At 53.4% G+C, this 11,703-nt stretch carries 10 protein-coding genes; 5 read left to right on the forward strand and 5 right to left on the reverse strand.

What is annotated here, in order from left to right:
* Nucleotides 1-29 precede the first annotated feature (29 nt).
* On the reverse strand, nt 30-1,385 hold the full coding sequence (locus tag C8R21_RS00535) for a porin (RefSeq protein ID WP_107760946.1): 1,356 nt from the start codon (nt 1,383-1,385) through the stop codon (nt 30-32).
* A 137-nt stretch (nt 1,386-1,522) separates the two neighbouring features.
* On the opposite strand from C8R21_RS00535, the gene C8R21_RS16270 reads away from it, so the two are divergent.
* Nucleotides 1,523-1,651 carry a hypothetical protein gene (locus tag C8R21_RS16270; protein WP_258192173.1) on the forward strand — a complete coding sequence of 43 codons (129 nt, stop codon included), beginning with the start codon at nt 1,523-1,525 and terminating at the stop codon, nt 1,649-1,651.
* 267 nt (nt 1,652-1,918) lie between these two features.
* On the opposite strand, the gene C8R21_RS00545 is transcribed toward C8R21_RS16270, so the two are convergent.
* Nucleotides 1,919-3,247 carry a porin gene (locus C8R21_RS00545; RefSeq protein WP_107760948.1) on the reverse strand — a complete coding sequence of 443 codons (1,329 nt, stop codon included), beginning with the start codon at nt 3,245-3,247 and terminating at the stop codon, nt 1,919-1,921.
* A gap of 175 nt (nt 3,248-3,422) precedes the next feature.
* Nucleotides 3,423-4,934: a threonine ammonia-lyase, biosynthetic gene (gene ilvA / locus C8R21_RS00550; protein ID WP_107760949.1), complete on the reverse strand. Its 1,512-nt coding sequence runs from the start codon at nt 4,932-4,934 to the stop codon at nt 3,423-3,425.
* A 137-nt stretch (nt 4,935-5,071) separates the two neighbouring features.
* Here ilvA and rpiA point away from each other — a divergent pair, with 137 nt between their 5' ends.
* From rpiA to corA, 4 genes are all read left to right on the forward strand, one after another.
* Nucleotides 5,072-5,731, forward strand: a complete 660-nt coding sequence (gene rpiA, locus C8R21_RS00555) for a ribose-5-phosphate isomerase RpiA (RefSeq protein ID WP_181258817.1) — start codon at nt 5,072-5,074, stop codon at nt 5,729-5,731.
* 86 nt (nt 5,732-5,817) lie between these two features.
* Complete coding sequence (gene phoU, locus C8R21_RS00560; RefSeq protein WP_074972518.1) at nt 5,818-6,525, forward strand: phosphate signaling complex protein PhoU; 708 nt, start codon at nt 5,818-5,820, stop codon at nt 6,523-6,525.
* 36 nt (nt 6,526-6,561) lie between these two features.
* Nucleotides 6,562-8,085, forward strand: coding sequence for an exopolyphosphatase (gene ppx / locus C8R21_RS00565; protein WP_107760951.1), 1,524 nt, complete (start codon nt 6,562-6,564; stop codon nt 8,083-8,085).
* Between the two features lie 116 nt (nt 8,086-8,201).
* On the forward strand, nt 8,202-9,173 hold the full coding sequence (corA, locus tag C8R21_RS00570; RefSeq protein WP_258192174.1) for a magnesium/cobalt transporter CorA: 972 nt from the start codon (nt 8,202-8,204) through the stop codon (nt 9,171-9,173).
* A gap of 32 nt (nt 9,174-9,205) precedes the next feature.
* Here corA and C8R21_RS00575 read toward each other — a convergent pair whose 3' ends face one another.
* Together C8R21_RS00575 and C8R21_RS00580 are read right to left on the reverse strand one after the other, a co-directional pair.
* The gene (locus tag C8R21_RS00575; protein ID WP_107760953.1) at nt 9,206-10,252 is read right to left on the reverse strand and encodes a glycosyltransferase family 2 protein; all 1,047 of its coding nucleotides are present in this window, start codon (nt 10,250-10,252) and stop codon (nt 9,206-9,208) included.
* Between the two features lie 46 nt (nt 10,253-10,298).
* On the reverse strand, nt 10,299-11,627 hold the full coding sequence (locus C8R21_RS00580) for a hypothetical protein (RefSeq protein ID WP_107760954.1): 1,329 nt from the start codon (nt 11,625-11,627) through the stop codon (nt 10,299-10,301).
* Between the last annotated feature and the right edge of the window lie 76 nt (nt 11,628-11,703).

An 11,703-nucleotide genomic window follows, 5' to 3' on the forward strand; every position in this document is an offset into this window, starting at 1 on the left:
AGCGGGCGGAAAAAGTGGAAATCAGGAAATCAAAACGGAACCATAAAATCAAGGGATAAAACTACCTGATCTTTATGTCCCCCGAAGGGTCGATAATCGATGCCATGTAGTCCGTCGGCCGCGTCGTAACGAACGTTTGGACGAATATTGAACTGCTGCAACGGCTTCCAGTCGAGCTTCAGCCTCTTGGCCGCCCTCCAGTTCATGCCTACCGTGACTGCATAATAATCAGCCGGACTGCTGGTGCTATTGCCAAGCTGATTGCGTCCAAGCGCATAACTGAATCCCCGATTGTCGGTGGCGGCAGCCACCCGTCCCGGTGAAAATACACGGAACCCGTCCCGGTCGCGGAACCACTCGGCCCGCACTCCGATCGTCAATTCCGGCATGAGATCGTAATACAGATGGGTGTTGATGCCGTACCATTCGGCATCCTTGATCACGTTACTATAAAAGACATTATTTAGGAAAACATTTCCCGCGAAACCGTGGTCGTGTTGCAGCACAAAATGAGTCTTGTCGGTGAATTTATGCTTCAGCACGATGCTGTACAACATCCACGGTTCATCGCTGCGTGTCGAGGTTGCGCTGTAAGTTCCGCTGATATTGGCCGACGTGCCCATATCCTCGCTGGTCCAGGTAATGCCCGCAATCCCCCCCCAATTGCCCAACTGCTTGTCGAACCCGCCGTCCCAGCCGCCGGTGGCGCTACCTGTCGTAACGCCCCCCATGAACGTCCAGTTTTGCGTGATCTTATAGTTGCCCAGCACTCCGGTATGCGTGAACGGCTCCCCATACTGCATGGTATAGGCATGAGTGTAAAAGAAATTGTCGGGCGCTGGTACCGACTCGTAGCCGATCGGAGTGTAAAAATGGCCTACCTTGACGTTCAATCCGTTCCCAACGGGAACATAGGCTTCGGCAAAAGCCTGCGGAAACGCAATCCCATAATATCGGGTTGAAGCGCAGCACACATCAAGATCCCAATTGCTTCTGTTTAAGGGCTGGCCTGTATTCACGTCGAATGCGGGAACGCCATAAGCCTGGGTAAAAATGGCATCCGTTCCGAACATGAAATCGATACGTCCCCCGAAATCCCAGGTGCTGCCCTCAGCTACCACCGGGCGTTGCACATAAATATTGAACTGATTTAACTGAAATCGGTTGGAGCGGTCGGCAAATGTTACTGGACCATTGAAACCGGTGAGCTGGCTAGGATTGAAAGTCGCCCCGCCGTTGATCCAACCGCCGAGTCTGATGCCATTATCGTTGAACCATTCCAATGCGGTATTGGCGTAAGCGCTGTCGGGATTCTCGAGGGTTGTAAACAGGCTGACAGCAGAGGCAAAGATCATTCCTCTTCTGCGTTTCGGTAGGCGTTTCATGATTGGCTCCCCTTGGCAAAACACTACCACGAAAATTGTTATTCTGTTTGAAACGTAACATGAGATAAATAAAAAAATTGTTATATTTTTGTCAAGAATTTGTGAAGTCATCCTCCTCGCTCACAAAGAGATGGAGAATGAGCGAAAGCGATGGAAGCAGCAGACAGGAGCAGGTACTTATAGCATTGGGCGCCGAGGAAGAGAGGAAGTTGCTGGAACACTACGAGGAAAAAAGCTATCTATACGGAAGCAGAAGGCGCGCCTAGGTCCTGAAGGCTCATACTGCGGCCTTTTTGCGTAAATATATGGAAAAAGCGGAAGAAAACATGATGCAGGCCGCTCTTCAGCGGGAAATGGCTCGCGAGCAGCACAGCGCAATCTCAATTCGCGCCTGCTGCACGCGGCTCGAAGACGTGAGGATGGGCAGGATACCGGGCTCGTGGAATAACAGGCTGCGAGGCTATTTCCTATTGTCCAACTCTTACTTCCCTCCGCGATAAGCCAGTTTTTTCCAAAGCGCCCGCCCCCTCGCATCAAAAGGGAATTATCGCATCGAGGGAAAATATGATCTGATCCTTCTTGTTGTTGAAAGGCCGGATCGAATGGTCAATGCCGTCAGCACGGTCATAGCGGATATTTGGACGAATGTTCAGCTTTTGCATTGGCTTCCAGTCCAGCCGCAACCTTTTCGAGGGCTTCCAGTTCATCCCGAAGGTGATTTCATAGTAGTCCGCAGGCGCCGCGATCACGGCGGATGGGTCGCCTGCAAAATTGGTGCCGGTATGGTTGAGCGCAGCTACCACGCGAAAGGGCGAAGAGACGCGAAAACCATCCCGGTCCCGGAACCATTCGCCGCGAATACCCACCGAAAGGTCTTCCAACAGGTCATAATAGAGGTGAGTATTGATGCCATACCATTCGACATTCTTTGGCACCCCTCCCAGCAAAACGCCGCCGGCATAGCCGTGAACGTGGTGTAGAACCAGATGGGTTTTCGGTGTGATCCTGTGTTGCAGCACAATGTTGTACATTCCCCATGGTCTGTTGCTGCGGGTGGACGTCGCACTGTAGCTCCCCGTGATGTTGGCCGAAGTCCTTTTGTCGTCGCTGACCCAGGTAATACCGCCCAGTCCTCCCCAGTTTCCCAGCTCTTTGTCAAATCCGCCATCCCAACCGCCGGTTGCGCTCCCGGTGATGACGCCCCCCATTACCGACCAATTCCCGTTGACTGTGTAGTTCCCTACGGCCCCCGTGTGGGTGAATGGCTCCCCATTGTTAAAGGTATAGGCGTGAGTGTAAAAAAAATTGTCGGGTGCAGGAACGGTTTCATACCCTGTCGGCGAATAAAAATGACCTGCCTTGATGTTCAAGCCATTACCCAACGGTATATAGGCTTCAAGATACGCTTGCGGTAGCGCGACGCCGTACGTCCGTGTCGATGAGCAGCATATGTTCAGATCCCAGTGGCCCCTATTCAAGACTTGACCGGTATTCACATCGAATGGCGGAACACCGAAAGCCTGGGTATAGATCGCATCGGTGCCGAACATGAAATCGACACGTCCCCCGAGATCAAAAGCCTTGCCTTCCGTGACCACCGTGCGCTGGAGATATAGATTGAACTGATTCAACTGAAACCGATTTGCGCGGTCGGCAAAGGTAACGGGGCCGTTGTATCCGTTGACGGGATTGCTGGGATTATAGGTTGCCCCTGCATTGATCCACCCTCCCGCCCTTACACCGTTCTCCCTCAACCACCCTGCTATATCGACCGCCTGAACAATGCTGTTGCTCATGAAGATCAATAAAAAACAACCTACTCCGTACGGAATCCGGCTGCTGCGCTTTCGCATGCATTTCATTCTGAATTTTTCCTTAGCTCCCGGACACGGCTGTGAAACCTTCAAAACCGTTTTTTTTACATGACTGTATTCATCTGACTTGGACTATTGAAGGTTTAACACTGCAACTGGCGCAATACTCGATTTCGAGGGCGCACAAAACTTGTCCGGGATAAACAGGCAGCGCTGTCTGTCCCTATCCCAGGAATAATTTGTAGGCCGGATTCTGGGTTTCGTCCCAATAACGATTGTCGAGTTGAGCGAGAAATGTCTTGAAATCCGCTTTCTCCTCCGGCGGCACCTCCATGCCAACCAGCACCCGTCCATAGTCTGCCCCGTGGTTACGGTAATGAAACAGACTGATATTCCAATGATTGCTCATGCTGTTCAGAAATTGCATGAGCGCTCCCGGACGATCAGGGAACTCAAAACGATAGACGATTTCATTTTTAACATCACGTGCATGCCCGCCCACGAGATGGCGGATATGCAATTTTGCCATTTCATTGTCGCTCAAATCCTCGGTGCGCAAGCCGTTGCTCTCCAGGTCCTTGATCAGTTTCGCCGCTTCCTCCCGGTTTTTTACCGACACCCCTACAAACACATGCGCTTCTTTCGGACCGGCAAAACGATAGTTGAACTCGGTGATACTTCTCGGTCCCAGCATTGCGCAGAACTTCTTGAAACTGCCGGGTTCCTCGGGAATCGTCACCGCCATGACCGCTTCCCGCTGCTCACCCAGTTCCGCCCGTTCGGACACATGGCGCAATCGGTCGAAATTCATATTCGCACCTGAGGCGATCGCAATCAGGTTCTTGCCGCGGATACCTTCCCGCTTTGCATAAGCCTTAGCGCCTGCAATCGAGAGCGCTCCCGAAGGTTCAAGTATGGCGCGCGTATCCTCGAACACATCCTTGATTGCCGCACAGATGGCATCCGTGTCTACAAGCAGGATCTCATCGACCAGTTCGCGACATAAATGAAAAGTTTCCACCCCCACCTGCTTGACAGCGACCCCGTCTGCAAACAATCCCACGCGCGGCAACCGGACACGGCGGTTCTTTTTCAGCGACTGATACATGGAATCGGCGTCGACAGGTTCCACACCGATAATCCTGATTTCCGGATAGAGCCTTTTTACATAAGCCGCAATACCCGAAATCAACCCGCCTCCACCAATGGGCGCGAATATCGCATGAATTTCCCCCCGATGCTGGCGCAGTATTTCCATTCCGATCGTTCCCTGCCCGGCAATGACGTCGGGATCGTCATAGGGGTGTACAAAGGTTACCTGATTCTTTTCGGCGAATTCGTGGGCGTGCGCATAGGCTTCGTCATAGGAATCACCGAAGGAAACCACTGTCGCCCCGCGTGCCTCGACTGCCTGCAACTTGATCTGGGGCGTGGTGACAGGCATCACGATGGTTGCCCGGCAGTTCAATCGCTGCGCAGCGAGAGCTACCCCTTGCGCATGATTGCCGGCAGAGGCCGTCACCACTCCGCGTTCGAGTGCCGCGGGAGAAAGCTTGACCATTTTGTTGTAAGCTCCCCGCACTTTGAACGAGAAAACATCCTGCACATCTTCCCGTTTCAGGAATAACTGATTATTTATACGTGTGGACAGATTCGGCGCAAGCTCCAGAGGACTCTCTACCGCGACGTCATAAACCCGCGCGGTAAGGATTCTTTCGAGGTAACTGTTCTTCATCGAAATGGGGTTGCGATTTTAAAGGTTGAGCATTTTAGCATGTCGGGAAACCCTAAATGTCCAGCTTCATTGTTAAAATGGACTGATAGTATTATGCTCATAAACAGTCAATATTTTCAGGCATAAAAAATAACATCATGAACCAGGACGAGCAGAAACGTGCGGCCGCGCGCGCCGCTATTCAACATATTCCCGCAGGCTGCATTGTCGGAGTCGGCACCGGCTCCACCGCCAACTACTTCATCGACGAACTGGCTGGCATCAGAAGCAGAATCGATGGAACGGTAGCAAGTTCAGAAGCAACCGCCCGCCGCCTCAGTGGGCATGGAATCGAAGTCATGGACCTGAACAATGTCGACGAGCTTCCGTTATATGTGGATGGCGCCGACGAGATAACGCCGTACTTGCATATGATAAAAGGGGGCGGCGGAGCACTGACCCGGGAAAAAGTCGTGGCCGCAGTGGCGAAAAAATTCATCTGCATTGCGGACCAGAGCAAGCTCGTGAACGTGCTTGGCAAGTTTCCTCTGCCAGTGGAGGTCATTCCGATGGCGCGAGGTTATGTGGCGCTCGAGATAATACGGCTGGGGGGACAACCCGTGCTCAGGGAGGGATTTACTACCGATAACGGTAACCTGATTCTTGATGTGCATGGCTTGCAGATCCTGAATCCCGTTGAACTGGAGACGGAACTCAATCAGATCACCGGCATCGTAACCAATGGGCTGTTTGCAAGACGTCCTGCGGATTTGCTGTTGCTGGGTGGCGAAGGAGGCGTTCGCACCGTTGCTGTCTGAGGGCAGGTCAAAGATCAGTAGAATTGTCACAAGGGACTGGTATTATCTTTGTTATTTTTTGCTTTCAATCGATCCACAGGTGAGAAATGGGAAGCCACGAACATATATCCAAGCAATTTGACGCGGATCTCGAAGCGGTGCGCACGCGCGTGTTGCATATGGGCGGATTCGTGGAAGAACAGATCGAAAAAGCGATTGAAGCGTTGATCACCGGCAACGAGGGTCTGATCGAAAATATCATCGCTGATGACCACCGAGTCAATGCGATGGAGGTATCGATAGACGAGATCTGCAATCAGATCATCGCGCGCCGACAGCCAGCCGCAGGTGATTTACGCATGATCATGACGGTCATCAAAACCATTACTGACCTCGAGCGCATCGGGGATGAAGCGGAAAAGATCGCGCGCATGGCCAAACTGATCTATGCCACGGACCGCATGCACATGCCCCGTTTCGTCGAGATACGTCATGTGGCCAACGTTGCGCTGGAGATGCTGCGCAAATCGCTGGACGCTTTTGCGCGCCTGGACCTCACCGCCGCCGCCCAGGTAGTGCGCCAGGACGAGCTCGTGGATGAGGAGTTCCGCTCCATTATGCGCCAACTTATCACTTTCATGATGGAAGATCCGCGCAAGATATCGACTGCCCTGGAAATCCTGTTTATTGCAAAGGCGATCGAGCGCATCGGTGATCATGCCAAGAACATGTCCGAATATGTGGTATACATGGTAAAGGGCAGGGATGTGCGTCACGTCACGGTTGAAGAAATCGAGCGCGAAATACGGGAGTAGGTCCTCCCGCCGCCCGCACGCCTGCCAATAGACCCCATGCCCGGATACTCCACACTTGCGGCGGTAGATCTGGGCTCCAACAGCTTTCGTTTGCAAGTCGCGCGAGTGGAAGGCAGGCAGCTTTATCCGCTGGACAATCTGCGCGAAATGGTCCGTCTTGCCGCCGGTCTTACTCCCGACAAGCGCCTGGATGAGGATTCCCAGGCACGCGCCCTGGCCTGTCTAAAGCGCTTCAGTGAACGCCTGCGCGGCTTTCCCCCCCATGCCGTACGAGCGGTTGCGACTAACACTCTCAGGGTGGCGAAAAATGCGGCCGTATTTCTCAAAAAAGCCGAGGCAGCGATTGGTTTTCCCATTGAAGTCATCTCGGGTCACGAAGAGGCGCGCCTCATCTATCTGGGCGTGGCGCACGGCCTCCCTGCTTCTCCTGATGCTCGCCTGGTGATGGACATCGGGGGCGGCTCTACTGAATTTATCATTGGCCGCAGACTGAAACCGGTCAAGCTGGAAAGCCTCTATATGGGTTGCGTCAGCTATAGCCTGCGCTTTTTTCCGGACGGCAGGATCAGCAGGGATGCAATGAACCGTGCCGAACTTTCGGCCCGCAGCGATATTCAGGCAATCGCAAAGGAATTCTCCAGTGAACACTGGCAGCTTGCATACGGATCATCCGGCACGGCACGCGCCTTGGGCGATATCATCCGGTTGAACCAGCTCGGCAGTGGAAGCGGCAACGGAGAGATTACGCGAGAAGGGTTGGAAAATTTTCGTAATCATCTGCTCAGGGTGGACGACATCAAAAAACTCGACCTCGCGGGCATCCGGAGCGACCGCGCGCCTGTCATAGCCGGCGGTTTCGCCATCATGTCCGCCGCGTTCGCAGAGTTGGGAATTTCCCAAATGGCGCAAGGCATGGGCGCCTTGCGCCAGGGCGTGCTGTACGATCTGCTGGGGCGTTTCCATAAGCATGACATGCGCGAAGTAACGGTCAGGCAGTTCATGCGCCGGTACCATGTGGATGGCGTGCAGGCAAGGCGGGTGGAATCGACTGCGCTTCTGCTTGGAAAGCAACTGCTGACACCCTTTCTTGATGATGGAGAAGAACATCTGCAAGCTCTCTCCTGGGCTGCCCGGCTGCATGAAGTAGGTATTTCAGTCGCGCACTCCGGTTATCACAAGCATTCTGCATATATCCTGGGCAACGCCGACATGCCTGGTTTTTCCCAGAAAGAGCAGGAGCGCCTAAGCATGCTTGCGCTCGCCCATCGGGGCGATATCGGCAAAGCGCGTGGAAGCATCATAGAACCGCCTGGTTTCGCCCTGCTGTTTGCGCTTCGCCTCGCGGCATTGTTTCATCGAAGCCGCTGTGAGACGAATCTTCCAAGGCTCAAGGTCAGCCTTCGGGGCAGAGAATTCAGTTTATGTCTTGAAAGAAAGTGGCTGGAGCGCAATCCTTTGACGCATAACGCGCTGTTGGCCGAAATTGAACAATGGGATGTCCTTGGCTTTCGTTTAGATATAACCAAAGCCGATGGAAGCAAGCCATCCGAATCTGCATAGAACTATCATCCGACCCGATGACATCGCATTCCAAAAGGAGATCCACGAAAGCAGGCCTGCCACCGGGCACGCCGGTGCATATCCGAGCAAAGAAAGGCGTAGCACCCGCCATAACCTTGCTGAATTACGATCCGGAAAGTGTGCGTGAATCCGAGGTGACTCCTGCGGAACTCGCCGAAAAGATCAAACAGGCTTCAGGGGTCAAGTGGGTTAACCTGCAGGGACTGGGCGACATCCACATGATCGAGCAAATCGGCGCGTGTTTTAACCTTCACCCTCTGGTACTGGAAGACATATTCAACACAGAGCAACGCTCCAAGGTGGAGGATTACGGAGATTACCTGTACGTGGTGCTCAAAACCTTCGGGTATGAAACCAGAGGAACGGAAGAGAGAATATATTCCGAGCAGATCAGCCTCGTGCTCGGCAAGGATTTCGTGCTGTCGTTTCTGGAAGCGAATGGTGTTCAATTCCAGTCGGTCCGCGACCGCCTTCGGTCCGGCAAAGGCCAAAGCACAAAGCTCGGCGCCGATTTCCTGATGTACAGCCTTATTGACGCAGTAGTCGACACCTACTTCAGCATTCTTGAACGCCTCGACGAAAAAACCGAGGCGCTGGAAACAGAATTGATCAACCGCCCGCAGCCGAGGACCTTGCAATCAATTCAAAGACTCAAACGTGAAGGCGTTTTTTTACGCAGGGCGCTGTGGCCCCTCCGCGAAGTGATCAGTTCGTTGCAGCGTGGGGATTCTCCCCTGTTTAGCCGCAATACCCTGCTCTACCTGCGGGATGTATATGATCATACTGTCCACATTATCGAATCGATCGAATCGCTGCGTGATGTCACGGCAGGTATGCTCGATATTTATTTATCAAGCGTAAGCTTTCGCATCAGTACCGTCATGAAAGTTCTTACCGTCATCACCACGATATTCATGCCGTTGACGCTGATAACAGGCATTTACGGGATGAACTTCACATACATGCCGGGGCTGGAATGGCACATGGGATTTTTTGTTGTACTGGGCACAATGACAGTCATCAGTATTGCGATGCTGCTACTGTTCCGCTGGAAAAAATGGTTGTAGCGGCTGAAATCACCATTCTCTCCGCAGAGCATTCAAAGTAGCCTGGGAGTGCAATTTTCCTCGGCGGGCGCCCTTTCCCAGGTTAGTATCCGCAAGCCGCAAATACGCGCCCATAAAGTCAGCGCTCCATATCGCAGGCGTGGAACATCGGGCAATATCCAGATTTCCGAAATGCGCTTGTCCTCACGCCAGCTACATAAGAATAGCCGGATGGCAGCTTCCATGCCTGACGAGAGGGTCCTCATCTGCAAACAGAGAAGCATGCCCGCTGCTTCGGGCGAAAGCCAGTAAACGTATCCTCCTCCGCAAAACACATCGTCGAGCGCCTCCAGCAGGCTTAACGGAAAACCCGCCAGCGGGCAATCTCCGGAAAGAAGGAGAATATTACGCTTTGCGCTGGGATGGCGCGAAAAAAAAAGCTTACGATTGCGTCTGACCAGTTTCTTGAAGGAGCGGCCGCGACCGAATGATCCGCCACCCTCATGTTGTATGTGAGCGTCCGGATGCACGCCTACCCGCCAACCGCGCTTGTTGAGCCGGCGCCCAAGATCGACATCTTCATAGTAGCCGCGACCGAATGCCAGATCGAAACCGTCCGCATCCCGGAATACCTCGCGGCGGATGAGAAACGCGTGACCCCGAAGGCGGTGTGTCTGAACATAGCCGCCTGGCTGCCGCACATATCGGTTCAAATCATATTTGGCAAAATCATTTCCGGCGGGGATGATGACTGCCAACCGGGAATCAGCGACGAATGCTGCGTATAAGAGCGGTAAAAAATCTTCGCCCACTACTGTGTCGGAGTTCAGGACCAGCACATAGCCTGCGTCGGATCGACCGATTGCTTCGTTTACCGAGGCGCCGAAACCCTGGTTCTCCCGTGCGTGGTGCACGCGTATGCGCTCGCACGGCAATTGATCCAGCATGGCGTGGGTTTCCATGCCCGAGGCGTCGTCCTGAATGAAAATAAAGCGTATGGATTGGCTCAGGCAGGCAACGACCGAATCGATGCAGCGCCGTGTCAACACTGGTGCATTATAGACGGGAATCACCACATCGATGGGTGGCATCGCCGGCATACGGCTCAGTAACCTCCTTGAGAAAACTACCAGCGAAGCCGGCTAATCAGGCAAAAGCGAAATCTTTGGGGTTGCTTTGCGACTCAAGCTGACTCTGGTCTTGGTCTGCCTTTGGCCGCACTTGTCCCGCCAGCAGCGCGACATAACGCGATAACACGTCCGGGTCCCCTACATCGATCATTTCCTTGAGGAAACGTTGACGATGCTCTTCTATATAAAAAGACTCACAACCCTGGGTAAGGAATTTTTCCATGTGTTTATACACATCATCGCGGCAACGCAATTCTGCTTCCGGCAGGTACTCAGCCAGGGCCGAGCGGCCGGCGTGCAGATAATCCGCCGCCAATACAGGCTTCCCGACCTTTACCGCCTCGAATACTACAGAGGTGGCAAGATCGATAATGACATCTGCCCAATTCATCAGATGGATGGAATGAAGATTGCCTCCCGCTACCCGCACGTTGGGCAAGCGCCGGAGCGAAACATCTTTTGTCAGGGATTGCTGCCAGCCACCCCGGGTATGCGGCTTTATTATAAGCTCCACTCCCGGAAAGCCTGCCACTATGCGCACTACCTCTCCCACTTCTTCCCAGAAAGTGGAAAAGTTACTCTTTCTCAGAAACATTACCACCTTGAGGTTGCTATCGGAGCGCGTCAGCGGTGATGGCGGCATTAACGTTGCCAGTTTGGTGAGCCACTCGTCACAGTAGCGTGGGGAACCGAGTATCGCAAGTTTCTGATTATCCATGAAAGGGCGAAAGCGCACTGAGCATAACTCGTTCGGCACCACAACCTTCTCGAAAATGCCGGCGTTGGCAAATGTGGTATCCGGCTGCAGCCGCAACTCGCGCCGCCGGATCAACTGACTGGCGTGGGGACTGTCCCCATGCGGCAGCGATACCGTACCCAGACCCATTCCGCGCGCCGTCGCCAATACCACCTTGACCCATTCCACACAGATGGAGGAATTGCGTTCTATCCAGTCAAACACCACCACGCCTTCCTCATTCGCTGCGAAACTCCGGGTCAGCAAGTGCTTTGCAGTGCGCTCCCAAACCGGCTCGCGCCGCTTGGCATCATAAACCTCCTCCAGTTTCTTCATGATCGGCCCGAGGAAGGGGCGACGCAGGCTACGGATCAGTATCAGCGTCTGGAAAAACCATCTGATAAAGTCGAGCGGCGGCAATACATCCGCAATGTAGGCCATGCGCACGCCCTTGAGGTCTTTCAGGAATTCGATGCGATAATCCGTGCGGAATCGCGAGTTGCCGATCAGGACGATGTCGCAGGTATGACCCTTGCTGGTCCATTTGTAAATGACCGGTGTAATGTGATCGATGTCATTATAATGACGGAGGAAAAATAAAGCTTTCATACCAACATACCCATTCCTTGGACGCAAGCAATACGCTGCATCTCCTCATTTTGAGGCCCTTCAAACATTCTCAGGG

This window comes from Nitrosospira multiformis (assembly GCF_003050865.1).
In the GTDB taxonomy this organism is placed as follows: Bacteria; Pseudomonadota; Gammaproteobacteria; order Burkholderiales; family Nitrosomonadaceae; genus Nitrosospira; species Nitrosospira multiformis_E.

What these genes read in the sequence shown, in the direction of transcription:
- C8R21_RS00535 (WP_107760946.1), bottom strand. Translation starts at nt 1,385, where the DNA reads ATGAAACGCCTACCGAAACGCAGAAGAGGAATGATCTTTGCCTCTGCT.
- C8R21_RS16270 (WP_258192173.1), top strand. Translation starts at nt 1,523, where the DNA reads ATGAGCGAAAGCGATGGAAGCAGCAGACAGGAGCAGGTACTTATAGCA.
- C8R21_RS00545 (WP_107760948.1), bottom strand. Translation starts at nt 3,247, where the DNA reads ATGAAATGCATGCGAAAGCGCAGCAGCCGGATTCCGTACGGAGTAGGT.
- ilvA (WP_107760949.1), bottom strand. Translation starts at nt 4,934, where the DNA reads ATGAAGAACAGTTACCTCGAAAGAATCCTTACCGCGCGGGTTTATGAC.
- rpiA (WP_181258817.1), top strand. Translation starts at nt 5,072, where the DNA reads ATGAACCAGGACGAGCAGAAACGTGCGGCCGCGCGCGCCGCTATTCAA.
- phoU (WP_074972518.1), top strand. Translation starts at nt 5,818, where the DNA reads ATGGGAAGCCACGAACATATATCCAAGCAATTTGACGCGGATCTCGAA.
- ppx (WP_107760951.1), top strand. Translation starts at nt 6,562, where the DNA reads ATGCCCGGATACTCCACACTTGCGGCGGTAGATCTGGGCTCCAACAGC.
- C8R21_RS00575 (WP_107760953.1), bottom strand. Translation starts at nt 10,252, where the DNA reads ATGCCGGCGATGCCACCCATCGATGTGGTGATTCCCGTCTATAATGCA.
- C8R21_RS00580 (WP_107760954.1), bottom strand. Translation starts at nt 11,627, where the DNA reads ATGAAAGCTTTATTTTTCCTCCGTCATTATAATGACATCGATCACATT.